Below are 22,666 nucleotides of genomic sequence, written 5' to 3'. Positions count from 1 at the left end.
GTGCGGATTACTTCCCCTGGATGAAGCTATCCCACGTAAACGCTGTTTTTCCGCTCTCCAGTACAATCAGCGCCCATTCTCCGCCGCCAGCGGGGTCGAGGTAGCCGATTTTGGTTGCCTTATGGATAGTTCGGCACTTACCGGAGTTAACAAGACGCATCATTGCAGGCGCATCCTGATCCGTACCGGCTGCAATCATTTGCTCCCAGTCGCCGCGCTTGTAGCAGATGACGGAATCAGCCATCAAGGTTACTACCTTGCCAGAGGCTGGCGCCGTGAGAGGGGCCGCAAGAAGGGGGATCAGTAAAAAGAGACGAGCGCACTTCATTGTAAAATCCTTAGTCCGTTGGTTAAGCGGTCAGACAGACACCACTCAAGAGCGAAATACTAAGAATGTCTTAGTGTTTGGTCAAGGCAAATCTAAGAATCTCTTAGCCTCCACTGAGGGGCAGATTGAGATGTCGATTTTTAGCAAGCGCCTGCGAGAGGCTAGGAAAATCTCGAAAATGTCGCAGGAGCGTCTAGGAATAGAGGCCGGTATCGATCCTGCCAGCGCCAGCGCCCGAATGAATCAGTACGAGAACGACAAGCATGAACCCAATATAAATATTGTGAGGCAAATTGCGGACGTGCTGAACTTACCAACGGCCTACTTCTATGCACTGGAGGACGACACCGCCAGATTGCTGATGCTTTTTCATAGGCTGTCAGAAGAAAAGCGATTATCACTTCTAAATCATGTCGAATCTGTTGCAGGTCAAAATTGAGGTGTCTGACGAGACAAGATAGTTGTGCTCAAGCTTGCGGATAGTTGATCTGCCACCAGTTAAACAGAGCAACACCGACGCCCAAACCACCCAAAACAAAAGGGGTGACATGATCAAAGAACCAAGGCGACACGATCACGCCTCTCGCAAAAACATACCCTTTGACTAGCGTCGCTGTGAGCAGAGAAGGAGTCGTAGGGTAAGTCTGACCACCGCTCAAATGGTGTTCGCTATCACCTACTTTGTAGTGGATATAAAAAGAGTAGCAGATTTCATTTCTTGCCGTTTTGTGTAGCTTTCTAAGCATCGCTAGCCTGTCTGCAAGCTCTGAGCTTTTTGGTGGGGATTTGTCGTAGTGAGTCATCCTTCCTTTGGGATTGAAACTGATGAGTTTGAAGTCGCCGTCAACAGTGCCTGGTGATTGTTCGAAGAGCTCCAAGACATGAGCTCGCATCTTTTTTCTGCGCTGATGCTTGACCACTGAGATGAGCGTCTTTTCATAGAGGTCGTGCATTGAAACGTCAAAGCGGAAGCTGCCCTCGGGAGTTCGTTGGTACAGCCTCACCCATAGATAGGCGTTGATACCGGCAAGGACCATCCAAACGTTTTGAACGTTTTCCTTGAGCTTGACCTCGTTCCCCAGCAGCTTAAAGGCTGATAGATCCGCACCGAAATACCATAACAGCAGCACTACAGTTGAAAAGCCGATCAAGTAGCCTCGCGCTTTATTGAAATCTGGCGTATCCGTCTCACCCACGTTTTTCCCTCCAGGCTGCCAGCCCACAGGCATGGTCAATTTTTGTGAAGCGTCTCAGCCTGCTGGCTGTCCAAGATTCTGTGTGATTTTCTTCAACACAGGATCAGGAGCGTTAAATGTGAGTCTCCCGCCATCGAGTTTCACTTCCGTTTGAGCAAGCTCTTCTTCGCTCAGGAAACCAGCGAGTTTTTCTCGTGTTAGGTGGACTAAGCCAGCAGTCACGTCGAAACTTCCAGTTCTACGGATAGGCATTTTTTCTTCACTCCGAGATGAATGAGCCACTACTGTAGCATCATTTTTCTCGACCAATTGATCAGCCAAGACGTTTCAGAAAATCGCCAAGCCTCGCCGAAATTTTTGGGTGCATGTTGATAGTTGTTTGGTTTTTAGCTGGGAAAAATAAACTGGCGACCTATCCTTGGTGCTAAGCCAAGCACGAGGGAGCCAGATGAAAACTGCCAAGATCTGAAAATAACGTTTGCCACTCAGGCGCCGTAGCACCCGAGCAGCGATGCGGCGTTTTAGCCCTTCACTGCGCGTTGAACGGTGCTCAGGCTCACTCCAAGAGCCTTAGCTGTGCCACGGTAGGATACACCGGACGCAATGGAGGCTTTGATAGCCTCATCGTCCACCGTCTTCGCACGGCCTGTGTAGACACCGCGCTCTTTAGCCTTTGCTATGCCTTCACGCTGGCGCTCTTTGATCATGCTTCGTTCGAACTGTGCAACGCTACCCAGCAAAGAGAGCATCAGTTCTTGCATTGGATTCGCATCGCCAGTGAAGTGAAGTTGTTCTTTGTGAAAGCGTATGGCTACACCTCGTCCAATCAAGCTTTTGACCAATGACAGTAAGTCCTCAAGGGATCGAGCAAGACGATCAATCGAATGAACATGAACTGTGTCGCCTTTCCGCACGTGCCTGAGCATGGCCTGTAGCTCGGGACGTTCCGTGGTCGCGCCACTGACTTGATCAGTGAACACTTCCTCTAGGGCAACACCGTCCAACTGGCGAGCGGTGTTTTGATCAACGGACGACACCCGCACATAACCAATCTCTGACATTTCCGCACTCCGTATTCATTTGGGTCTAGATGCTTTTATTCTGAATGTGTTCACAATCTAAATCAAGTCTATTGAATACAGATTTTGTAGTCACAGATGAGTGGTCTCAAGGGTGTACACAAATGAACACAACGGATCAGGATTGGCGGAGTTTGAAAATCCCGGCAGTTATGGCAGCTGCATTTTGGTCAAGGGTTGTCAGTGTAGTGATGGCATTTTCATATGCTTCGCTTGCTCCGCTGGATTTAGCCCACAGGGACAACTCTTCGATTGCAGCAGCCAAGGCGTGCTGGTTATGCAGTAGCAAGGTCATTAGGTCCGCTGTCGCTATGTGAGCTTCTGTGTTGTCTGACATGGCAGTCGTCCTTGATGAGATGTTTTGACCATAGAGTGTGGATCAGGAAGGAAATCTTGCAGATTTTTGCCAGAAACTGAAATTCGACTACGGGGAGCGGCCTTTGCTACATAACCCTACAATGGAGGCACCGTAGAATCAGGGCTACAGATGTTCTGCACGGGTGGTCATTTCAAAGATGAATCAGACTGCATAGGTTTTAAGGGCGTTATTCGAGGTTTTTGACAGGTTTGGGCGGTTGATTTACAACGCTCCCGAGCCTCAGACTGATCCACGCTGTGGACTCGGCATACAAGGAAATCGGAAATGAATGGATGGCAACGATTGTGGGCAGTTGCTTCAGTGATCGTCGGGCTAGGGCTTGTTGGTATTGGCTGGCAGAACATCCCTACAGAAGAGTCTGAAGCTGAGGAGCGTTTCCAAGCATCCTTACTGCTTCCCGAGTTGAGACTCCCCAGCAAGTACACTGCCGAAGCCGACAAGCGAGCTGAGGCAGCATATGACGAGTTCAAAGAAAATCTGATCGACAGGCAGCTAGGGTACGTTGCCAAACTGCTTGCTGCATGGGCTGGCGTGTGTGCCGGTCTGTATGTACTTGGCTATTCATTTGGCTGGGTCTACCGAGGCTTCCGCCCCAAGCAGATGTAAACGTCCAATGGAACTGCACGCATGTGCACACTGAAATACCACTAAAAGCCTTATATTACGTGGCTTACAGGCTGATTCCACTACGCGGATTACATCCCTAGAGAGATGATCGAATTATGAAGTGAGGCTCTTCAACTGGCACCGAGTTAGCGACTACAAGGGCGATAGGGGCTACAGACTCCATCTGGCTATCCAGTTCTTCAAGAAAGGACAGTGTGACCGACCTGCGAGCTGCTGGAGCCTGCATAACTGGTTGCATGGTTTGCTGTAGTGCGTCGGTTGGTTGGTACATCACTGGCGATGCAAGGGCTCTGGCGTACAGAGCGTCTATCATAGAATCCACTGTGCAGGCTGGTTTGCCGTGGAGCATGTCGAAAACCAACTGCGTGTCGATAGAATCAAATCTCAAACGGAACCGAGTGTTGGTGTTGGCGTCGAGAAATTGCAGGCGTTCAAGGGCGGGTAAGATTTCAGGACGATACGCGTTCCCTACTCGTTCCCACTCGCTCATCAGAACACTGGTGTCGTCGTGGAAGGACAAGAATACGCGGAAGTCGCTCACAACTTCTTTGCCTTGCACCTCTTGCATTATCCCTGCAAGGACGCGAGCTGATGCCGTCTCAATTGTAGTCAGGTGCTTGGCATGATCGGGGTTGGCATCGTCGAGGTTATCGACTAGCCACGAGTACAGAGCCTGTCGCTTAGACGGTTGAATTTTCTTCGACTTGACGACAGCCATGACAGCCTTCTCGCCAATCAGCTCGATGATGCGTTGAATCACGTCAGCGTGGTTAGCTTCCTTCTCCAGGGCGAAGCGCGAAGATAGATCAGTAATAGGTAGTGACGCACCACCAGCGAAGTGTTTAGTGCCGTGAGCACGGTTTAATGCCATTGGAACAATTACAAGATTGTCAGCACGGAATAGACCGATAGAGGCTTTCCCACGGACTGGTGCGATGTGGCTAATTTCAAACTGAGCTTCACCGTATTCTTTTCTTAGGCCATAACCATTCATTTTCTGGCAGGCGGCATACACGTCATAAAGTGCCTCCAGTTGATCCTGCGAGAAGTCTTTGTAGATTAGCAGTGTTCTGGCACGGACAGCTTGACGAGCTAGCTCTTGGAAGAAAGGAGAGTTTGTGGCGTTGAACAGGTATTTCACTCGGCGTGCTTCGTTGCGAAAGCTTTGACTGCACAGAGCACTGCAAAACTTCTTTGTTCTACTCATGGTGCGGAAACGCTTTTTGCACTCAGGGCAGGTTGGTTGGCGTTTAGCGGCTGCTTTGGTTGTAGCTGGTTTCATTTGTAGTTCCCTCTGGGTTAACTGGTCTATTGGATTTTTTACTGAGCGGGTCTATATCTGTTGCCGCATGACGGCACGCTGGATTGCAAAAAGGTTTAAACTTCGTAGAGAAGAAAACGTGTCCGCAATACCGGCAAGTGAAAGATTTCATTTGGGCTCTCCTGTATGGATTTGTGTGTTCGGATTACTGGATGTTGCTCGGATAATTTCAATGGAAACTATTCTTTGTGTCTGCTCTTCGTTTAATACTCTTTCTTGTGAGCGCTCTAGCTGGAGTTGGTTGTATGTTTGTCGATTTAAGTCAATTGAATGAGCGCTGACCGATTCAATCTCAGCTTCTTGGCCAAAGTGAAGTATCAAAATCAGCACCCATGTCAAACAGAGGGCAAGCGGCGTCTTGCCGATGTGCATTGGCATAATCCTATTTATGTTTGTGGGAACAAATGGCCCGAAGGCCATCCATCATTTAATTTCTTTCAATCCTGCGTTTGCTCGGCTGATTTGCTCGCCGAATGTTCTGCGAGCAATATCCGTAATTTCATATTCCGCAGTTCGAATGATTTCGGATGCTTGAGTAACACCATGAAAGTTCATTTCCAACTTCACTTCGACCGGAGCCAAGCCACCTAAATTGGTGTTGGCACCACTAATCAGTGACGCTAATTGGTCATAGTCAAACTCAGGATGCGAAAGCGTTTTGCCCTGCTCCACTGATGGAGTATTGTAGTAATTAGGCATATTCACTTGAGGCATGTGTATTGCCGAGATACGCTGCTGCAAGCTGTCTGCTGCATTTTGCACGACTGTTGCACTAAGGCTTGCACCACCCAAAGGATCTGGCGTATCCCACTCATGACCGGGCAGAGGCTTCCTAGTCATATACTGATTGCCATTTTGCGGAGCGGCTGTTTCGGCTTTAACCTCGGAAATTTTCTTTTGCTCTGCATCAGGCTTCAACATACCTGCCGCAATTAGGACAGCACGAATCTTTTCGATGGCAGCATCTAGAACACTAAAAGCTGCGCTTGCCAAATTGAGGACGTCGCTGATACGGCTCAACAGGAACGACAAAATATCGCGTGAACTGTCTTCGCCGAAAATACTCTGCCAGAGTCTCTTCAATGTGCCGAAGTGATTGGTCATAGAGTCACCGAAGGTGTCCCATGCTTGTTTGAATTTCTCGATGGACTCAGGACTGAAATACCGCTCCATGGCTTTCGGATCAGGACTATTCAGCGTGTCTACCAGCTCCTTAGTGAGCTTTAGAATTCTGGTCAGACTATCCAGCGTATCTGCGGTAAAGCTGCCGAATTGGTCGAACTGCGGGCCGAGAGACTTCAAGAGTTCCAGCTTCGCAGCAGCATAGTCGCCAGTGGCTGCTTTCAACTTACCGTTATTCGACTCGTAGGCTTGCACCATCTGATTATCAAGTTGGTTGCTGAATCGGTTGGTGCGGGATTCTTGCGTGTTACGAGCCACGTCCAGGGCTCCACCATCATTGGCATGCTGCTTCATGATCGCGCCAAGGTTTTCAAAGAACGCTGTAACAACCTTGCTCCCCTTGATGAGCTTCTTTTCACGGGCGTCGGAGAACGCTTTCTCGGCAGCGTCACCTTTCAGATTTCCCTTGATTGTTCGTTGCCACGCCTCAGCACCGTACTGGTTGGCGCTGGCCCCCATATGCTCGGAGATTTGACCTGTCCACTCTTCGCTGTAGAGCTGATTTTTGCCCAGAGCCTGAATGATCCCTCGGTTCATGTTGGACATGTCCTCTTGCGACATGCCTTGAGACTTACCGAACGACATGATTCCACGAGATGTGTCTTCGGCCTTGTCCACGCCCATGCGTTTTGCAAATGCTCCAGTCAACTTGGCGTAATCTCGACCACCTTCCTTGGCATTCAAACCTAGGAAATCGGCAAGGCTCTGGTAGCTCTTTTCCATTCTGGCCCCACCTTCTTTGCTGCCTGCGGCTGCGGTGAAGGAAGCCATTCGGGTGTCTCGTGCGTTAGATGTTTTCTCGGCACTAGCAGCAAAGGCCAGAGAGGCGGCTATAGCTGCGGCAGCCATTGCACCGATAGCGACTGTGGCGCCAGCGGCGGCACTCCCTAAACCGAATACAGGCCCTATAGAGGGCATCATGGACATACGTCCGGCCATTCCGCCTAGGCCATGACCACCACGGTGAACACTGCCTGTTGAGCGTTGATACGAAGCACGTTGAGCTTGTCTCTGTGCGGCCTTATGACGCTTCTCATGCAGTTGTTGAGCATATGCCTCTGCACGACCTAGAGCTGTACGTGAACGAGCCTCAGCGGCGGCTGTAGTTGCTCTCTCACGCTGCATACGTTGAGCGTGTACCTCGGCTCGCATGCTGTGTTGTTGAGCCGCCTTGGCGACTTGAGATTGCTTGAGGGCTTGCTTCGTCTGTTCTATCGAAAGGGCAGTACGAGCTTTCTCAGTCGCAAGAGTAAATTTGCTGGATTGCATCTGAGCCGCGAACTGCGCTTTCGATAGAGCAGTATTCTGTTTCAGTTGCTTCTGTAGATTTCCTGCATTTGCGGACACGTCCAGTTTCAGTTTCTTGTTTGCCGCCTTCCCGAACTCTTGTAGGCGGCGTTGTAGGCCTACAAGCTTCCGCTCAAAGGCCAGCATCTGACGCATATCGACGTTAAACACCAGCTTGCCCGAGAGCCTTGTAATTTCCTGAGCCATCATGCTGGTTCCCCCTTGGGTAGCACGGAACCACCGTAGGAGCGTTGGCGATTTAACCCGATGTAGGCTCTACGGAACGAATTCAAGACGCGTAGGAACGCTCTCGGACCGTTGCCCTTGTACTGGAGCTCTGACTCGCCGTATGTAGGCTGGGGCGTTGAGAAGAACTCGTCTAACGCTTCGACGGCCTTCCTATCGCCGGAGACTGCGACAACCAAACCAACCTCGGTTGCGAACCAGAAGTAGCGATACTGATAGGCGCACCCTGCGTTGTGGTTGACGTACCCACGCATCGCACTAGCTAATAGACGGATGTTGATACTACCCATCAGGCAGTGAACCAAAAAGGCTGGCCCGCCGTCACTGATATTTTGAATGTATTCAGGTAGTCTCATCTGCGCTCCGTGCCACTTGGGTTAATGTTTTTTCGATGGCAGCCATAACTGTTAAGTACTCGTCGCTTCGCAAGAAACGATCAACTCGCTTCAAGGTGGAAAAGTCAACTTGCTTCAATAACGACTCTGCGTACTCCTGCACCAATGGCGATAGATCGGTATCAGTGATAAATTTATCAACTTCTTCTGGTGTTCGGACGCCTTGCAATGTCGAGCGAGTAGCATCCTCAACAAAACAAGAGAAGAATTGATTTTGTGCTTTTGTCAGTTTCATTGAGTGCCTTCCACTATGGCTATCGTCAGCCCTTCAAGTGCGGTAGTTGAAATATCAAGAAGTCGGACGGCTTCATTGTACTGTTCGGCCAGCAACTGAAAAGCAGCGGTCATGTTGTCCAGTTTCAGCTGCAAGTCGAGGCTTGTTTGACTATGTGAAGCTTGGGTATTTGCTCTCATCTTGATAACTCCGCACGAATTCGTGTTTCGATGGCTAGGCGCTGGGCTTCTCGCTCTGCTGCCAATTCCCTTTCAACTTGATGTTGAATATTTTCCTGTTCTAGCCTCACTTGGCGGGAGACAACTGCTTCATTCTCACGTTCAAGACCAGCACGGTAGTCAAGCTCAACTTGAGCATGGATTGCTTTTAAGTCAGCTTTCTGCTCGGCTTGTGGCTTCTTAACATAAAAGGTGAAATAGGCCCCAATCTGTAAAGGTGGAACGTCGCTGTGGGAGTACCCAGCAACTAGAAGTTCGTCACGGCGTTTAAACGCTGCGGGAAGGCCTTGCACCATCACACCAATCTGACTCACTGTGGAGCGTGTAGAAGGAACTGCGAATTCATCCGCAAAGCCGCCATCATAAAACTTGGTGGCATTGTCTTTCAGGATTTGCAGAGCGGCCTTGTCAAAGGTTTTCAGTACGGACATTAGTCGTTTTCCTTATGGTTGGATTGTTGTAGTAGCAGGGATAGGTATTGCTCAACGATTGCTTTGCTCTCTTCGAAGGCATCTGTTGTAGATTGCTCTGGCCATTCAAACTGGCCTGTTTCTTCATTGAGCTCCATTTTCTTCTCCTGTATCGCTGGTATGTTTGTCCTGCTTGGATCGGTAGAGCTGCATGTAACAACGGTGCGAGCATGTCTGCTTTGAAGCGCGTTGCGTTTTCATAGGCGCCCCGCAGATGACGCAGGGGCGTACGAGGATTAGAGCCATTCGGCCTCCTTGTTGAGTATTTGAATGTGAGAATAACGGCGACGGAATAAAGAAAATGGCCTCAAGGGCCACTTCCAATGTCAACGCTAATTGAATGATTTGCTGTTTCCATCACCGACAGCGGCGGCCAATTGAAAAAAACGAAGAGGAGTTCGTTAGAGCTGATGTACCAGTGGGAATGCCAACATTACTGGATAGAATGCGAGGTCGCGGGGAAACGGTCCGCGATTGGCAGTCTGAATAAATCTCAGGAGGAGTAGATGAGCCATCATAAGCATGACTCGCACCACAAACGCGACAAGAGCGTAATAATGGAGGAGAGGTAAAATCAGAAGCAGCCCGAACAACGAGCAGCTGAAAAATAAAATGTTCCTGTATGTGAGTATTATAAGCGAAAAGAGGCTGTTTGTCAAGGTAAGAGTTGCATGTTTGACTGGGTTGGTGTATGCAGATTCTCTGCGTGGGCGTGTTGTCGTTGGGTTATAGGGCTTCCCGCAAAAACAACTTTACTCAGATGTCTCCTGCACAGATTCCGGAACTTCGGGAAGCATTGGGAGTTTGGATATCGCTGTTAGCTTCTGTGCCGCTGTGGCGCCTTGGCTGTACGCAGTCTGCCGTCGCTCTGGGGGCTCTGGTAACATCCGGCATATCAGTTGGTGACAGGGCGAAGACGGTGAAGAGAGTTTTGTGGTGGGTGCTCGGTACGGTAGCGGCAGTACCGATAACGAAATGGGTCGAGTCTCAATTGAACTTGTCGTTTTTCAGTCCCGCAATTTTAGGGCTGTGGAGCTGGATGCAGAGCGTTGGCAGTTGGTTTGTGAGAGACGTTTCTCTCCCGTTCTGGGTGGTGACGCTCGTGCTCGTACTGATGGTGCTGCTTATGTGGCCCGTTGTAGCACTGGTTTATGCCCGGTATGAGAAGGTTGAGCCTGTGGACTTTGCATCTGAGAAGGGGGCGCCCCTAACGGATGACCAGAACCTTGTGTTCCTTGTTGTGGGAAACGCTATCCAACAGGGTTGTCAGTTTGGGTTCGACGAAGTGCGTAAAAACTCTGGTCTATCAAGAATCGCAACGCACAATGCCCTAGATCACCTTACCGGAGTGGGACTTGTTTGCGCCGTCCGTGGTTCTTACGGTGGTCAATATGCTGACCTCACTCCGCTGGGCCGTCAGTACTTCCTTGAGTTGGAGTCGCACGCGAAGGGCTGATTCCTTGTGTCATATATGAAAAGGTTGCGACCAGGGCTTGATGGGCATGCAGGTCGGTGGTGTGCGCAAGCTGTTTGTACCGGCGCATCTGGCCTATGGCGAGCGGGCGATGGGTGCGCATATAAAGCCCCATAGCAATCTGCATTTTGAGATCGAGTTGCTGGAAGTGCTGACGCGCGATGATTGAAGGTCCAAGACCCGACTCCTACAGTGATTTGTCCTACCGTTCGCCTGTCTCCCCTTGAATGGCGGGTGCTGCTGCTGATACTGTATAAAAATACAGTATTCGGTAGCCCGCCATGCAGTTGATCGAAAAACTCAGCATCCTCGCCGATGCCGCCAAGTACGACGCGTCATGCGCCAGCAGCGGTGCGCCCAAGCGCAGTTCCGAGGGCAAGGCGGGGCTGGGCTCGACCGACGGCATGGGCATCTGTCACAGCTACACCCCGGACGGGCGCTGTGTGTCGTTGCTCAAGGTATTGCTGACCAATTTCTGCCTCTACGACTGCCAATACTGCGTCAACCGCCGCTCCAGCGACGTGCCCCGTGCGCGGTTCAGCCCGGAGGAGGTGGTGACGCTGACCCTGGACTTCTATCGGCGTAATTGTGTCAGCGGGTTGTTTCTCAGTTCGGGGATCATCCGTTCGGCGGACTACACCATGGAGCAACTGGTACGGGTCGCCAAGTTGCTGCGCGAGGTGCATGACTTTCGCGGTTATATCCACCTCAAGACCATTCCCGAAGCGGATCCTGCATTGATTGCCGAGGCCGGGCGTTACGCCGATCGCTTGAGCGTGAACATTGAACTGCCCACCGATAAAAGCCTGCAGATCCTGGCGCCGGAAAAGCAGATCGGCTCGATCAAGCAGGCGATGCAGACGATTTTCACCGGCGAGCAAACCGTGCTCAACGAACCCCGTGCACCGCGTTTTGCGCCAGCGGGGCAAAGCACGCAGATGATTGTCGGTGCCGATGACACGGACGACAGCACCATCCTCCACGGCGCCGAGGCGTTGTATGGCAACTTCAAGTTGCGCCGGGTCTATTACTCGGCGTTCAGCCCGATTCCCAATAGCCCGAAAAGCGTGCCTCTGGCGGCGCCGCCGTTGATGCGTGAGCACCGCTTGTATCAAGCGGATTTCCTGCTGCGCAGTTATGGTTTTCGCGCCAATGAACTGTTCGCGGGGCCGGGGGATCTGGCGCTGGATATCGACCCCAAGCTGGCCTGGGCCCTGGAGCATCGCGAGGTGTTCCCGCTGGACCTGAACCGTGCCGAGGCGACCTTGATCGCGCGTATCCCGGGGATTGGCCTGCGCACCACCGAGCGTCTGGTGGAACTGCGCCGGCAACGCAAGATCCGCTTTGAGGACCTGGCGCGCATGCGCTGCGTGCTGACCAAGGCCAAGCCGTTTTTCATCACCAGTGACTACCATCCCCAGCAGGCCGAAAGCACCAGCGTGCTGTTGCGCGAGCAACTGCGTGATCGTCCGCAACCGCAACAGATGGGGTTATGGGGATGATCAGCCTGGAGTGCGACAACCTGTTCAGCACCTGGCGCGAGCAGGCGCGCTGGTTGCTCAGCCATCAGATCGACCCCAGCCATGTGAGTTGGGGCGAAGTGGAAGTGGCCGACCTGTTCGCCACCGATGAGCACTATCCGACCCACAATGGCCCGTTCCAGGCGCGTATTCCCAAGGCCCTGCTGGAGCTGCTGGAAAGTGCCGCCTGTTACCACGGCGAACAACGCTGGAGCCTGCTGTACGAAGTGCTGTGGCGTGTCAGCCATGGCGACCGCACGGCGATGATGGCGGGGGATCAACTGGGCAGCGAACTGCAACGACGGATCAAGCAGGTACGACGCGAAGCCCACCACCTGCATGCGTTTGTGCGCTTTATCGCCCTGCCGGCGGCAGTGGGCCCGCAGATGCCGGAGTACGTGGCGTGGCATGAGCCGGCCCACGATATCCTGCACAGCGCCAGCCAGCACTTTGTCGGGCGCATGGGCCGTCATCGCTGGATGATCGCCACGCCACTGGATGGGGTGTATTACGACGGTGAGCAGTTGATTCATCAACGCCAGTGCCCGGAGCAATGGCAGCAATTGGCACGGAATGTCGAGGATCCACACAGTGCCATGTGGCTGACCTACTACAGCCATATCTTCAACCCGGCGCGGTTGAATCCCAAGGTCATGGAAGGGCACTTGCCGAGCCGGTTCTGGAAGAATCTGCCGGAGGGCAAGTTGATACCGGGGTTGATCAGCGAGGCGCGGACGGGGAAGCAGCGGGATGGACAGGCGAGCCTCGTGGCGGCTCGGCGAGGTAAGAAAATATCAAGCGGGCACAGTTAAATGTGGGAGCGGGCTTGTGTGGGAGCTGGCTTGCTCCCACAGTTGATCTCTGTTGTGTCAGGGGGTGGTGATTAGGCCAACTCAGTCGCGGTGTTTTTCACCACCGCCAACTCCGGATGTGCCACCAATTTATCAATGTGCAGCTCGTCATTGTTCAACCAGGTTTCCGTCAACACGCGGTAGTGCTCCATGTCCCGGCAACGCATGCGCAGGCTGTAGTCGAACGGCCCGCTGATCAACTGGCATTCGAACACCTGCGGGCACGCCTTGACGCAGGCTTCGAAGGCCTTTTGCGCCGAGCGCCCGCTCTGGTTGGACAGGGCCACCAGCACCAGCAGCGACAACCCCGGCGAGACCATCTGCACATCGATGATCGCGCCATAGCCACGAATCACCCCGCGTCGTTCCAGCTTGCGCACCCGTTCCAGGCAGGGCCTGGGCGTCAGATGCACCAGCGAAGAGAGCTTTTCGTAGGTGATACGCCCCTGATGGCGCAGGACATCGATGATGGCTTCATCAATGCGATCCAGCGCAGGGGAGGAGTGGGGTCCGTTGGCCTTGGTATCCATGGTCGATTCTGTATTCACTTCAAGCGGTTGGAGAGAAATTGCTGCAAGCGTTCGCTGTTGGGATGGTCGAGGATCTCGGCACTGCCTTGCTCTTCGACGCGGCCCTGGTGCAGGAACAACACCTGGCTGGAGACTTGCCGGGCGAAGCCCATTTCGTGGGTGACCATGAGCATGGTACGACCTTCCTCGGCCAACGTCTGTATGACTTTGAGGACTTCTCCTACAAGCTCTGGATCCAGCGCCGAGGTCGGTTCGTCGAACAGGATAATCTCCGGCTCCATGGCCAGGGCCCGCGCGATAGCCACCCGCTGTTGCTGGCCACCGGAGAGAAACGCCGGGTATTGATCAGCGACCCGGCCCGGCAGGCCGACTTTGTCCAGGTACATCCGCGCGCGTTTTTCCGCTTCGGCGGCACTCACGCCCAGCACCCGGCGCGGCGCCATGCAGATGTTTTCCAGTACCGTCATGTGGCTCCACAGGTTGAAGTGCTGGAACACCATGGCCAGGCGCGTACGCAGGTTCTGCAGTTGTGCCTGGTGCGGCGCCTGTACGCCGGCGCGGCCCCGGCGCATTTCAATGCTGATGCCATCCAGGGTAATCACCCCGGCGTCGGGTTGTTCGAGGAAGTTGATGCAGCGCAGCAGGGTGCTTTTGCCGGAGCCGCTGGCACCGATCAGGCTGATCACATCGCCCTTGCTGGCGTTGAGCGAAACGCCCTTGAGCACTTCATGCTCGCCGTAGCTTTTATGCAGGTCTTGGACCTTGAGCTTGACGCTGGCGCTGGCCGCAACAGCCGTCGGGCGGGAGACGGCAAGGTCAGCAGGGTGAGCGGCCAGGGCCTGTGCGGACTGGTTCATGGGTTAGCCTCGGGTCGGGACAAGAAAGCGCATCCAGCGTCGTTCGGCCAGTCGGAACAGGCCCACCAATGCAAAGGACAGCAGCATGTACAGCAGCGCGGCAATGCCGAAAGCCTGGAACGTCATGAACGTCTCGGCATTGGCATCGCGGGCCACCTTGAGGATGTCGGCGATGGTTGCGGTAAACGCCAGGGACGTGGCGTGCAGCATCAGGATCATTTCGTTGCTGTAGGCCGGCAACGCGCGGCGCAGTGCAGCGGGAATCACCACGAACAGGTTCATCCGCCAGCCGTGCAGGCCATAGGCCCGCGCGGCTTCAACCTCGCCATGGGGAATATTGCGAATGGCCCCGGCGAAGATCTCCACGGTGTAGGCACAGGTATTGAGTACAAACGCCAGCAGCGTGCAGTTCAGCGCGTTGCGGAAAAACTGATTGAGCAGGGCGTTGTCCTGCACCATTTCCAGGCTGTACAGGCCGGTGTAGCAAATGAGCAATTGGATATACAGCGGCGTGCCGCGAAACAGGTAGGTGTAGACCTCCACCGGCCAGCGTAGCCAGAAGTGCTCGCTGACGCGGGCAATCGCCAGCGGGATCGACAGGAAAAACCCGAGGATCACCGACACAATAAACAGCCACAAGGTCATGGCCACCCCGGAAAAGCCCGAGCCATCGGTCCACAGGTACGCCAGGCCGTATTGCTGGATCAGTTCAATCATCGCACGAGCCCCTTGATGCCGACGTTGTAGCGCCGTTCCAGGCGTTTGAAGATGCGGTTGGAGAGGGTGGTGATCAACAGGTACACCAAGCCCGCGAGGATCAGGAAGTACAGCGGGTCATTGGTGGTCTTGCCGGCGTTCTGCGCGGCCTTGACCAGGTCTGCCAGGCCGATGATCGACACCAGCGCCGTGGACTTGAGCAGCACCAGCCAGTTATTGCCCAACCCCGGCAGCGCAAAGCGCATCAATTGCGGGAACATCACCAGCCTGAAGCGCTGCCAGCGACTCAAGCCGTAGGCGGTTGCCGCTTCCAGTTGGCCCACGGGCACACTGAGCATCGCGCCGCGAAAGTTTTCGGTGAAATATGCCCCGTAGATAAAGCCCAGGGTGATCACGCCGGCAGTGAACGGATCGATTTCGAAGTAGTTCCAGCCGAGCATTTCGGTCAGGTCATTGAGCCACAGTTGCAGGCTGTAGAAGATCAGCAGGATCAGCACCAGGTCCGGCACACTGCGGATCAAGGTGGTGTAGAGCGTGGCCGGGATACGCAGCAGTTTGTGGCTGGACAGCTTGGCACCCGCAGCGATCAGGCCCAGGGCCAGGCTCAGCACCAGCGCCAGGAACGCCAGTTTGATGGTCATCCAGGCGCCCTGGGCCAGCAGCGGGCCGAAGCCTTGCAGGTTGAGGAGTTCATTCATGGAGGGAGATCTCGATGGGCACGGTTTCCCTTTTGTAGGAGCGAGCTTGCTCGCGAAGAACTCAAGGGCACCGCGTTTAATCTGGTTTTACGCGTTATCGTTGACGTTTTTCGCGAGCAAGCTCGCTCCTACAGGGGGAGGCGATTTGAGGACGTTATTCGTGGTAGATATCGTCGTCGCCGAAGTACTTCTTCTGGATCAGCGCGTAAGTACCATCAGCCTGGATGGCAGCAATGCCCTTGTTGATCAGCGCCAGTAGCTCCTGGTCGTTCTTGCGCAGGCCCATGGCAATGTCCAGCGGCAAGGTCGGATCCTTGAAGGCCGGGCCGGACTGGTAGTCGGCGCCTTCAGGCTTGGACAGGAAGTTGAGCTGGGCTTCGAGTTTGTCGGTCAGCGTCGCGTCGAGGCGACCGTTTTGCAGGTCGGCATAGTTCTGGTCCTGGGACTGATACGCCTTGACCTGGGCGCCGAGCTTGGCCAGGTGCGCGCGGGCGTAGGCTTCCTGCAGCGAGCCCTGAAGTACACCGACCTGCTTGCCTTTGAGCGATTCCGGGGTGTCGCCGAAGCCGGCGCCCTTGCGGGTGATCACCGAGGTGGGGCTGAGGAACAGGCGGTCGCTGAAGTCGATCTGTTTTTGCCGGGCCGGGGTCACGGCCATGGAGGACATGATGGCGTCGAACTTGCGCGCACGCAGCGCCGGGATCATACCGTCGAATTCGTTGTGGACCCAGGTGCATTTGACTTCGAGCTTGGCGCAGATGGCGTTGCCCAGTTCAATGTCGAAACCTTGCAGGCTGCCATCGGCGGCCACGGATTCAAAGGGTGGGTACTCGGGGAACACGCCGAAACGGATTTCTTTCCATTCCTGGGCCTGGACGGCGGTGGCGCACAAAGGCAGGAGCAGCGCGGCGATGAGTGATCGGAGCGGAGTCATGGTGTTTTCCCTATATTTTGTAATTGATGTCAGGGCAGTAGAAAGGGTGCTGCATGCATTCATTTGCTGACTCTTTGGTCGCGCTCAGAATGCTTCATGGTGGTGCGTTTTTTGTGTCGTTTACCGGGGTGTTGGCATGCGGAATACGCTGTTAAAACGCGGGCGGCAGCGGAATCGGCTGCAAGACCCGGTATATCGGCTTTTCAAACCGCCTATCTCGGCCTGCTACTTGCGCAAAGCAGCAGGCCAGAGCGGTTTCAGGCGCGCTTTTTATGCTGTGCGGCTGGTTGCTGCGCCAGGCGTGCGAACAGGTCCTTGGGGTCGGCCAGGTCTGGCACCAACTCCAGCTCGCTGCCCACGTCGAGGGCCTTGGCCACGTCCAGCACATAACGCAGGGCCGAGTAGTCTTCGAGGGCAAAACCCACCGAGTCGAACAGGGTGACCTGGCGTGCGTTTTCCCGGCCCGGCTTCTGGCCGTTGATCACTTGCCACAGCTCGGTGACTGGCGAATCCTCGGGCATATGCTGGATTTCGCCCTCGATACGGCTTTGTGGTTCGTACTCGACGATCACCCGCGCGCGCTCGACGATACGGCGGTCCAGCTCGGTCTTGCCGGGGCAGTCGCCGCCGACGGCATTGAGGTGCATGCCCGGCTCGATCATCTCGTCGGTGAGGATGGTGGCGTAGGCCTTGTCGGCGGTGACGGTGGTGACGATATCGGCGCCTTTGACCGCTTCGGCCACGCTGCCGGCCAGGATCACCTTGATCGCCGGGAAGGCCTTGAGATTGTTTGCCAGTTTGGCCATGGCCTTGGCGTCGATATCGAACAGGCGGATTTCTGTGATCCCGAGCATGGCGTGGAACGCCAGGGCCTGGAATTCACTTTGCGAGCCGTTGCCGATCAGCGCCATGCTGCGGCTGTTGTCGCGGGCCAGGTAGCGCGCGACCAGGGCCGAGGTGGCGGCGGTGCGAATCGCGGTGGTCAGGGTCATCTCGCTGAGCAATACCGGTTTGCCCGTATCCACATCCCCCAGGGCGCCAAAGGCCATGACGGTGAGCATGCCGCTCTGGGTGTTTTTCGGGTGGCCATTGACGTATTTGAAGGCATACAGCGAAGCATCCGAGACCGGCATCAGTTCGATCACACCCTCGGGCGAGTGGTTGGCCAGGCGTGCGCATTTCTCAAAGTCATTCCAGCGCAGGTAGTCGGCGCGGATGTACTCGGCCATCTCGGTGATGCAGGTTTGCAGGCCCTTTTGCGATACCAGGTAGCTGAGGTCGTTGACGTCGATATAACGGGTCATGGAAAAACTCCTTATTGGAATGAGGCGCGGGCCGGCAGATGCACTTCGGCCAACATGCAGCGGGCACTGCCGCCGCCGATGCGTTCGATATTGTCGATATTCACCACCACCGGGTGGGTATGGCGCTCCACATGCTGGCGCTGCGCGGGCTTGAGCGATTGCCAGGCGCTGTTGGACATCACCAATAGCGGCTGGCCGTCGCGGTCGTGGACTTCCAGCATGTTGCCGGCGAAGGCTTCCAATTGGTCGAAGTCCAGGGGCAGGATGTCCTTGCCGGTATCGCGCAGGGAGCGTTCCAGGCCCTGGCGTTCGTGCTCTTCGGGCAACGCTTGCAGGCACACCACCGACAGGTCGCGGCCCACGCTCATCATCACGTTGCTGTGATAGATCGGCGCGTGATGACGGTCGACGGCATGGAAGGCGCAGACCTGATAGTCCAGGCGCTCGGCGAACTGGCGCAGGGCGTCATGGTGGGTGCGCCCGGAATGGCAGGCATAGCTGATGCGATGCTGGCGGTCGAGGACCATGCTGCCGGTGCCTTCGAGGAACATGTTCTGTTGTTCGAGGTGGCTGAAGTCGATGGTGCCTTTGATTGCGAAGCGTTGCTCCAGCACTTGCAGCACGCCTTTGTTGCGTTCCAGGCGGCGGTTCTGTCCTTCCATCGGGTACAGCACCAGGCTGCCGTCGGCGTGGCTGCTCCACCAGTTGTTGGGGAAGATCGAATCCGGAGTGTGGGGCGCGGGGGTGTCCTGTACCACCAGCACTTCCACGCCATGCTTGCGCAGGGTGTCGACGTAACCGTCGAACTCTTCCAGCGCTTTGTGCTGTGCGGCCTGGGGATCGGCGGGCGCGCGCTGGAAGCGGTTGTTGATCGCGGTGTCCGGGTTAAAGGCAAAGTGTGCCGGGCGGATCATCAAGACGGTATTGGTGGTTTGCATGGGGGCACGAGTCCATGAGGTTGGGCATTGAGGCTATTGTGTGCGCTCTGGTTGCAGAATCCCGGCTGAAACAAGGTCGCGCCTCAGCCGGGAAAGCTGAAAAGAGGGGTGAGGCAGCCGAATCGGCTGTAGCGTCGAGCGCCGCTCAAAATGTGGGAGCTCCCACACAAGCCCACACATAGGTATTGTGGTGGCTGTCGTAACGTCGTCCGTCAGGAGGAGTCATGTCTACCGCCGTTCGCCTTGCTCAAGCCTCGGATGCCGAAGGCATCAGCCAGGTCATCCTTGCCGCCCTGCACAGCAGCAACGCCGGCGATTACCCGGCGGACGTGATTGCCCGGGTGGCGAGCAACTTCACGCCGCAGGCGGTCCTGCAATTGCTCACGCGGCGCACCGTGCTGGTTGCACTCCAGGATCAGCAAATCGTCGCGACCGCCGCCCTTGATACCAATGTCGTGCGTTCGGTGTTCGTCAACCCGGCACTGCAAGGGCAGGGCATCGGCCGCCAACTGATGGTCGATATCGAACAGCGGGCCCGTGAAGCTGGGGTCACGGTGCTGAGCGTACCGTCGTCCCTCACCGCCGAGCCGTTCTATACCAGGCTGGGGTTTCATACCGTGCGCGATGTGTATCACGGCAACGAGCGCACGCTGGTGATGGAGAAGGTATTGTCGTCACGCCATCCCATCGGCGTCTATCGCGACCGCCAGCACCGTGCCCAGGTGGCAGCGCTGTGGCAGCAAGCGTTTGGTTATGACACGCCACACAACCGGCCGGAACTGGCGATTGATAAAAAGCTGGCGGTCGACGATGGGCTGTTTTTTGTCGCTACCGATAAGACGGCGGTGATCGGTACCTTGATGGCCGGTTACGACGGGCATCGTGGCTGGTTGTATTCGGTGGCCGTGCATCCCGACTATCGCCGCCAGGGCCTGGGCGCGTCATTGGTGCGGCATGGGGAGCAGGCGTTGATCGCCCTGGGCTGCCTGAAGATCAACCTGCAGATCAATCTGGGCAACGATACGGTGGTGGGGTTCTACGAAGCGCTGGGGTATGGCGTGGAACCGAGGATCAGCATGGGCAAGAAGATTGCGCAGAATCTCCCCAAACCCTGAAGTCACCCCAAAACAAATGTGGGAGCGGGCTTGCTCGCGAATGCGGTGGGTCAGTCAACATCATCAGTGACTGACCCACCGCATTCGCGAGCAAGCCCGCTCCCACACAAACCGGCTCCTGCAATCAGTGTTGGCTTAGACCTTGACGATCCAGCCCGCTGGCGCTTCGACATCACCGGACTGCACACCGGTCAGCTCTTTGTAGAGCTTCTGGGTGACCGGGCCGACGTCTTTTTCGCTGTAGAACACGTGCAGCTTGTCTTTGTACTCAATGCCGCCAATCGGCGTGATCACGGCAGCGGTACCACAGGCGCCGGCTTCCTTGAAGTCTGCCAGTTTGTCGATCAGCACATCACCTTCAACCACTTCCAGGCCCAGGCGGGTCTTGGCCAGCTCGATCAGCGACAGGCGGGTGATGCCTGGCAGTACCGACGGCGAGTTCGGGGTGACGAACTTGTTGTCGTGGGTGATCCCGAAGAAGTTGGCCGAGCCGACTTCTTCGATTTTCGAGTGGGTGGCCGGGTCCAGGTAGATGCAGTCGGCAAAGTTGGCTTTTTTCGCCAGGGAGCCGGGCATCAGGCTGGCCGCGTAGTTGCCACCGACCTTGGCGGCGCCGGTGCCGTTTGGCGCGGCGCGGTCGTAGCCGGAGATCAGGAAGTTGTGCGGGGTCAGGCCGCCCTTGAAGTAGGCGCCGACCGGGATGCAGAAGATCGAGAAGATGAACTCGGGCGCGGTACGCACGCCGATGTTGTCACCGGTGCCGATCACGAACGGGCGCAGGTACAGCGCGCCGCCGGTGCCGTACGGCGGGATGAAATGCTCGTTGGCGCGGACCACTTCCTTGCAGGCTTCGATAAAGGCTTCGGTCGGCACTTGTGGCATCAGCAAGCGGCCGCAACTGCGCTGCATGCGGGCGGCGTTCTGGTCCGGGCGGAACAGGTTGATCGAGCCGTCCTTGCAGCGATAGGCCTTGAGGCCTTCAAAGCACTGCTGGCCGTAGTGCAGGGCAGTGGAGCCCTCGCTGATGTGCAGCACGTTGTCGTCGGTCAGGGTGCCTTCTTGCCAGGCGCCGTCTTTCCAGGTCTGGAGGAAGCGCTTGTCGGTCTTGATGTAGTCAAAACCCAATTTGTCCCAATTGATGCTTTCGTTACTCATGACACCCTCTATCTCTTTGCAACCGCCTGGTCGAAGGCAGGCTTTCGGTTTATTTCCGGATGGGCGCAACAATACTTCATTCCGCTGCTGGTCTTCCAGTTGCATGCGGTTCCTGTAGGAGCGAGCTTGCTCGCGAGAATCGTCAACGATAACGCGTATAACCAAAATAAACGCGGTGCCCTTGAGTTTTTCGCGAACAAGCTCGCTCCTACAGGGTTGTGTGTGGCTTTTTACAGGTGCAGGGCATGCCCCAAGGCCCGCAGGGCTGCTTCCTGCACCGCTTCGCCCAAGGTTGGATGGGCATGAATGGTGCCGGCCACATCTTCCAGGCGGGCGCCCATTTCCAGGCTCAGGCCAAACGCCGTGGACAGCTCGGACACGCCAACCCCCACTGCCTGCCAGCCGACAATCAGGTGATTGTCGCGGCGCGCTACCACCCGCACGAAGCCGGTTTTTGATTCCAGGGTCATGGCCCGGCCATTGGCGGCGAACGGGAAGCTCGACACGATGCAGTCCAGGCCTGCCGCCTTGGCTTCGTCCGGGGTCTTGCCGACCACCACCAGTTCCGGGTCGGTAAAGCACACTGCCGGGATCGCCGCCGGGTTGAATTCCCGGGATTTACCGCTGATCAGTTCGGCGACCATTTCGCCCTGGGCCATGGCCCGGTGCGCCAGCATCGGCTCGCCGCTCAGGTCACCGATGGCCCAGACATTGCGCATGCTGGTCTGGCAACGGTTGTCGATCTTGATCGCCGCACCGTTCATCGCCAGGTTCAAGGCTTCCAGGTTCCAGCCCTGGGTGTTGGGTTTGCGCCCGACGGCGACCAGTACCTGGTCGGTGTCCAAAGAGAGCGTGTCGCCATTTGGATCGCGTACCTGCAGGCTGCCACCTTCAAACCCGGTGACGCTGTGCTTGAGGTACAACTTGACCCCCAGTTGCTTGAGGGACTCGGCCACCGGTTGCGTCAGCTCGGCGTCGTAGGCTGGCAGGATGCGATCCTGGGCTTCGACCACGCTGACCTCGGCGCCCAGTTTGCGATAGGCAATCCCCAGCTCCAGGCCGATGTAACCGCCACCGACCACGATCAAGCGTTTGGGTACGCGGGTTGGCGCCAGGGCTTCGGTGGACGAGATGATCGGCCCGCCAATCGGTAGCATCGGCAGGTTGACGCTTTTCGAGCCGGTGGCCAGCAGCAGGTGTTCGCACTGGATGCGTTGCTCGCCTACCTCCACGGTCTTGCCGTCGATGACCTTGGCCCAGCCATGGATCACCTGGACCTTGTGCTTTTTCAGCAGCGCGGCGACGCCAGTGGTCAGGCGGTCGACAATGCCGTCTTTCCATTCCACGCTCTTGCGGATATCCAGGCTCGGCACATCCACGTCGATGCCCAGGGCCGAACCCTGGCTCAGGTGTACGGTTTGCTGGAACTGTTCGGCCACGTGAATCAGCGCCTTGGACGGAATGCAGCCGATGTTCAGGCAGGTGCCGCCCAACGCCTGGCCTTCTACCAGGATGGTCGGGATGCCCAGTTGGCCGGCACGAATGGCTGCCACATAGCCGCCAGGGCCGCCGCCGATAATCAGCAGCGTGGTGTTCAATGCTTGCGACAT

Annotated in this window: 27 protein-coding genes and 1 pseudogene; 7 read left to right on the top strand and 21 right to left on the bottom strand. The window is 55.9% G+C overall.

All coding sequences use genetic code 11. From position 1 onward, the window contains the following. Positions 1-7: 7 nt before the first annotated feature. A complete protein-coding gene (locus H097_RS12940; RefSeq protein ID WP_156356796.1) occupies positions 8-244 on the bottom strand; it encodes a hypothetical protein in 237 nt (78 codons plus the stop codon). On the opposite strand from H097_RS12940, the gene H097_RS28725 reads away from it, so the two are divergent. Next, complete coding sequence (locus tag H097_RS28725; protein WP_241495428.1) at positions 228-767, top strand: helix-turn-helix transcriptional regulator; 540 nt, start codon at positions 228-230, stop codon at positions 765-767. The two genes, H097_RS12940 and H097_RS28725, sit on opposite strands and share 17 nt — an antisense overlap. Positions 768-795: 28 nt before the next feature. Here H097_RS28725 and H097_RS12930 read toward each other — a convergent pair whose 3' ends face one another. The 4 genes from H097_RS12930 to H097_RS12920 all read right to left on the bottom strand — a co-directional run bounded on the left by H097_RS12930 (position 796) and on the right by H097_RS12920 (position 2,940). Further along, on the bottom strand, positions 796-1,524 hold the full coding sequence (locus H097_RS12930; RefSeq protein ID WP_032860199.1) for a hypothetical protein: 729 nt from the start codon (positions 1,522-1,524) through the stop codon (positions 796-798). Positions 1,525-1,578: 54 nt separating this feature from the next. Next, on the bottom strand, positions 1,579-1,845 hold the full coding sequence (locus tag H097_RS27715; RefSeq protein ID WP_229752358.1) for a hypothetical protein: 267 nt from the start codon (positions 1,843-1,845) through the stop codon (positions 1,579-1,581). 200 nt (positions 1,846-2,045) lie between these two features. Continuing rightward, complete coding sequence (locus tag H097_RS12925) at positions 2,046-2,585, bottom strand: recombinase family protein (RefSeq protein ID WP_032860198.1); 540 nt, start codon at positions 2,583-2,585, stop codon at positions 2,046-2,048. 136 nt (positions 2,586-2,721) lie between these two features. Next, complete coding sequence (locus tag H097_RS12920) at positions 2,722-2,940, bottom strand: hypothetical protein (RefSeq protein ID WP_032860197.1); 219 nt, start codon at positions 2,938-2,940, stop codon at positions 2,722-2,724. A gap of 306 nt (positions 2,941-3,246) precedes the next feature. Here H097_RS12920 and H097_RS12915 point away from each other — a divergent pair, with 306 nt between their 5' ends. Beyond that, a complete protein-coding gene (locus H097_RS12915) occupies positions 3,247-3,588 on the top strand; it encodes a hypothetical protein (RefSeq protein ID WP_032860196.1) in 342 nt (113 codons plus the stop codon). A gap of 97 nt (positions 3,589-3,685) precedes the next feature. On the opposite strand, the gene H097_RS12910 is transcribed toward H097_RS12915, so the two are convergent. From H097_RS12910 to H097_RS28185, 7 genes are all read right to left on the bottom strand, one after another. Further along, positions 3,686-4,891, bottom strand: coding sequence for a hypothetical protein (locus H097_RS12910; RefSeq protein WP_156356795.1), 1,206 nt, complete (start codon positions 4,889-4,891; stop codon positions 3,686-3,688). Positions 4,892-5,038: 147 nt separating this feature from the next. Beyond that, the gene (locus H097_RS28190) at positions 5,039-5,302 is read right to left on the bottom strand and encodes a hypothetical protein (protein WP_156356794.1); all 264 of its coding nucleotides are present in this window, start codon (positions 5,300-5,302) and stop codon (positions 5,039-5,041) included. A gap of 51 nt (positions 5,303-5,353) precedes the next feature. Further along, positions 5,354-7,609, bottom strand: a complete 2,256-nt coding sequence (locus tag H097_RS12905) for a hypothetical protein (RefSeq protein ID WP_032860194.1) — start codon at positions 7,607-7,609, stop codon at positions 5,354-5,356. A 378-nt stretch (positions 7,610-7,987) separates the two neighbouring features. Continuing rightward, positions 7,988-8,275, bottom strand: a complete 288-nt coding sequence (locus H097_RS12895; RefSeq protein WP_032860191.1) for a hypothetical protein — start codon at positions 8,273-8,275, stop codon at positions 7,988-7,990. After that, positions 8,272-8,454 carry a hypothetical protein gene (locus H097_RS12890; RefSeq protein WP_032860190.1) on the bottom strand — a complete coding sequence of 61 codons (183 nt, stop codon included), beginning with the start codon at positions 8,452-8,454 and terminating at the stop codon, positions 8,272-8,274. The genes H097_RS12895 and H097_RS12890 overlap by 4 nt, the downstream gene beginning before the upstream one ends. Continuing rightward, positions 8,451-8,924, bottom strand: a complete 474-nt coding sequence (locus tag H097_RS12885; RefSeq protein ID WP_032860189.1) for a hypothetical protein — start codon at positions 8,922-8,924, stop codon at positions 8,451-8,453. Before H097_RS12885 ends, H097_RS12890 begins: the two co-directional genes overlap by 4 nt. Beyond that, the gene (locus H097_RS28185) at positions 8,924-9,061 is read right to left on the bottom strand and encodes a hypothetical protein (protein WP_156356793.1); all 138 of its coding nucleotides are present in this window, start codon (positions 9,059-9,061) and stop codon (positions 8,924-8,926) included. The genes H097_RS12885 and H097_RS28185 overlap by 1 nt, the downstream gene beginning before the upstream one ends. 593 nt (positions 9,062-9,654) lie before the next feature. On the opposite strand from H097_RS28185, the gene H097_RS12875 reads away from it, so the two are divergent. From H097_RS12875 to H097_RS12860, 4 genes and pseudogenes are all read left to right on the top strand, one after another. After that, positions 9,655-10,419 carry a hypothetical protein gene (locus H097_RS12875; protein WP_032860187.1) on the top strand — a complete coding sequence of 255 codons (765 nt, stop codon included), beginning with the start codon at positions 9,655-9,657 and terminating at the stop codon, positions 10,417-10,419. Positions 10,420-10,438: 19 nt separating this feature from the next. After that, a pseudogene (locus H097_RS12870) lies at positions 10,439-10,606 on the top strand (FKBP-type peptidyl-prolyl cis-trans isomerase); the annotation flags it as partial. 112 nt (positions 10,607-10,718) lie between these two features. Then, a complete protein-coding gene (locus H097_RS12865) occupies positions 10,719-11,939 on the top strand; it encodes a putative DNA modification/repair radical SAM protein (RefSeq protein WP_032860186.1) in 1,221 nt (406 codons plus the stop codon). Then, the gene (locus tag H097_RS12860) at positions 11,936-12,769 is read left to right on the top strand and encodes a TIGR03915 family putative DNA repair protein (protein ID WP_032860185.1); all 834 of its coding nucleotides are present in this window, start codon (positions 11,936-11,938) and stop codon (positions 12,767-12,769) included. Before H097_RS12865 ends, H097_RS12860 begins: the two co-directional genes overlap by 4 nt. A 71-nt stretch (positions 12,770-12,840) precedes the next feature. On the opposite strand, the gene H097_RS12855 is transcribed toward H097_RS12860, so the two are convergent. The 7 genes from H097_RS12855 to H097_RS12825 form a co-directional block, all read right to left on the bottom strand. Beyond that, positions 12,841-13,338 carry an Lrp/AsnC family transcriptional regulator gene (locus tag H097_RS12855; RefSeq protein ID WP_029296543.1) on the bottom strand — a complete coding sequence of 166 codons (498 nt, stop codon included), beginning with the start codon at positions 13,336-13,338 and terminating at the stop codon, positions 12,841-12,843. Positions 13,339-13,352: 14 nt separating this feature from the next. Then, a complete protein-coding gene (locus H097_RS12850) occupies positions 13,353-14,195 on the bottom strand; it encodes an ATP-binding cassette domain-containing protein (RefSeq protein ID WP_032860184.1) in 843 nt (280 codons plus the stop codon). 3 nt (positions 14,196-14,198) lie between these two features. Next, positions 14,199-14,912 carry an ABC transporter permease gene (locus H097_RS12845; RefSeq protein ID WP_032860183.1) on the bottom strand — a complete coding sequence of 238 codons (714 nt, stop codon included), beginning with the start codon at positions 14,910-14,912 and terminating at the stop codon, positions 14,199-14,201. Continuing rightward, the gene (locus H097_RS12840) at positions 14,909-15,610 is read right to left on the bottom strand and encodes an ABC transporter permease (protein WP_032860182.1); all 702 of its coding nucleotides are present in this window, start codon (positions 15,608-15,610) and stop codon (positions 14,909-14,911) included. Before H097_RS12840 ends, H097_RS12845 begins: the two co-directional genes overlap by 4 nt. A gap of 154 nt (positions 15,611-15,764) precedes the next feature. Next, a complete protein-coding gene (locus tag H097_RS12835; protein ID WP_032860181.1) occupies positions 15,765-16,544 on the bottom strand; it encodes an ABC transporter substrate-binding protein in 780 nt (259 codons plus the stop codon). 257 nt (positions 16,545-16,801) lie between these two features. Beyond that, entirely contained in the window at positions 16,802-17,848 is a 1,047-nt protein-coding gene (locus H097_RS12830; protein WP_032860180.1) for an ornithine cyclodeaminase, read from the bottom strand. A gap of 11 nt (positions 17,849-17,859) precedes the next feature. Continuing rightward, positions 17,860-18,786 (bottom strand): arginine deiminase-related protein, encoded by a 927-nt coding sequence (locus tag H097_RS12825; RefSeq protein WP_032860179.1) that lies wholly within the window; start codon positions 18,784-18,786, stop codon positions 17,860-17,862. 224 nt (positions 18,787-19,010) lie between these two features. Between H097_RS12825 and H097_RS27710 the strand changes: the two genes are divergently transcribed. Beyond that, positions 19,011-19,901, top strand: a complete 891-nt coding sequence (locus H097_RS27710) for a GNAT family acetyltransferase (protein WP_082445576.1) — start codon at positions 19,011-19,013, stop codon at positions 19,899-19,901. Positions 19,902-20,036: 135 nt separating this feature from the next. Here the strand turns inward: H097_RS27710 and H097_RS12815 are convergent, their stop codons facing one another. Next, the gene (locus tag H097_RS12815) at positions 20,037-21,056 is read right to left on the bottom strand and encodes a branched-chain amino acid aminotransferase (protein WP_032860178.1); all 1,020 of its coding nucleotides are present in this window, start codon (positions 21,054-21,056) and stop codon (positions 20,037-20,039) included. Positions 21,057-21,286: 230 nt separating this feature from the next. Further along, positions 21,287-22,666, bottom strand: coding sequence for a dihydrolipoyl dehydrogenase (gene lpdA, locus H097_RS12810; protein ID WP_032860177.1), 1,380 nt, complete (start codon positions 22,664-22,666; stop codon positions 21,287-21,289).

Origin of the sequence: Pseudomonas sp. FH4 (assembly GCF_000510915.2) — a bacterium.
Classification (GTDB): domain Bacteria; phylum Pseudomonadota; class Gammaproteobacteria; order Pseudomonadales; family Pseudomonadaceae; genus Aquipseudomonas; species Aquipseudomonas brenneri.
Note: the sequence above shows the minus strand (reverse complement) of the source record. Positions and strands in the feature narration are given on the sequence as shown.

Bases quoted from the DNA above. Each gene is read 5' to 3' on its own strand.
- H097_RS28725 (WP_241495428.1), top strand. From the start codon at position 228: ATGACGGAATCAGCCATCAAGGTTACTACCTTGCCAGAGGCTGGCGCC.
- H097_RS12940 (WP_156356796.1), bottom strand. From the start codon at position 244: ATGGCTGATTCCGTCATCTGCTACAAGCGCGGCGACTGGGAGCAAATG.
- H097_RS12925 (WP_032860198.1), bottom strand. From the start codon at position 2,585: ATGTCAGAGATTGGTTATGTGCGGGTGTCGTCCGTTGATCAAAACACC.
- H097_RS12920 (WP_032860197.1), bottom strand. From the start codon at position 2,940: ATGTCAGACAACACAGAAGCTCACATAGCGACAGCGGACCTAATGACC.
- H097_RS12915 (WP_032860196.1), top strand. From the start codon at position 3,247: ATGAATGGATGGCAACGATTGTGGGCAGTTGCTTCAGTGATCGTCGGG.
- H097_RS12910 (WP_156356795.1), bottom strand. From the start codon at position 4,891: ATGAAACCAGCTACAACCAAAGCAGCCGCTAAACGCCAACCAACCTGC.
- H097_RS28190 (WP_156356794.1), bottom strand. From the start codon at position 5,302: ATGCACATCGGCAAGACGCCGCTTGCCCTCTGTTTGACATGGGTGCTG.
- H097_RS12905 (WP_032860194.1), bottom strand. From the start codon at position 7,609: ATGATGGCTCAGGAAATTACAAGGCTCTCGGGCAAGCTGGTGTTTAAC.
- H097_RS12895 (WP_032860191.1), bottom strand. From the start codon at position 8,275: ATGAAACTGACAAAAGCACAAAATCAATTCTTCTCTTGTTTTGTTGAG.
- H097_RS12890 (WP_032860190.1), bottom strand. From the start codon at position 8,454: ATGAGAGCAAATACCCAAGCTTCACATAGTCAAACAAGCCTCGACTTG.
- H097_RS12885 (WP_032860189.1), bottom strand. From the start codon at position 8,924: ATGTCCGTACTGAAAACCTTTGACAAGGCCGCTCTGCAAATCCTGAAA.
- H097_RS28185 (WP_156356793.1), bottom strand. From the start codon at position 9,061: ATGGAGCTCAATGAAGAAACAGGCCAGTTTGAATGGCCAGAGCAATCT.
- H097_RS12875 (WP_032860187.1), top strand. From the start codon at position 9,655: ATGCAGATTCTCTGCGTGGGCGTGTTGTCGTTGGGTTATAGGGCTTCC.
- H097_RS12865 (WP_032860186.1), top strand. From the start codon at position 10,719: ATGCAGTTGATCGAAAAACTCAGCATCCTCGCCGATGCCGCCAAGTAC.
- H097_RS12860 (WP_032860185.1), top strand. From the start codon at position 11,936: ATGATCAGCCTGGAGTGCGACAACCTGTTCAGCACCTGGCGCGAGCAG.
- H097_RS12855 (WP_029296543.1), bottom strand. From the start codon at position 13,338: ATGGATACCAAGGCCAACGGACCCCACTCCTCCCCTGCGCTGGATCGC.
- H097_RS12850 (WP_032860184.1), bottom strand. From the start codon at position 14,195: ATGAACCAGTCCGCACAGGCCCTGGCCGCTCACCCTGCTGACCTTGCC.
- H097_RS12845 (WP_032860183.1), bottom strand. From the start codon at position 14,912: ATGATTGAACTGATCCAGCAATACGGCCTGGCGTACCTGTGGACCGAT.
- H097_RS12840 (WP_032860182.1), bottom strand. From the start codon at position 15,610: ATGAATGAACTCCTCAACCTGCAAGGCTTCGGCCCGCTGCTGGCCCAG.
- H097_RS12835 (WP_032860181.1), bottom strand. From the start codon at position 16,544: ATGACTCCGCTCCGATCACTCATCGCCGCGCTGCTCCTGCCTTTGTGC.
- H097_RS12830 (WP_032860180.1), bottom strand. From the start codon at position 17,848: ATGACCCGTTATATCGACGTCAACGACCTCAGCTACCTGGTATCGCAA.
- H097_RS12825 (WP_032860179.1), bottom strand. From the start codon at position 18,786: ATGCAAACCACCAATACCGTCTTGATGATCCGCCCGGCACACTTTGCC.
- H097_RS27710 (WP_082445576.1), top strand. From the start codon at position 19,011: ATGTCTACCGCCGTTCGCCTTGCTCAAGCCTCGGATGCCGAAGGCATC.
- H097_RS12815 (WP_032860178.1), bottom strand. From the start codon at position 21,056: ATGAGTAACGAAAGCATCAATTGGGACAAATTGGGTTTTGACTACATC.
- lpdA (WP_032860177.1), bottom strand. From the start codon at position 22,666: ATGTCGCAAGCATTGAACACCACGCTGCTGATTATCGGCGGCGGCCCT.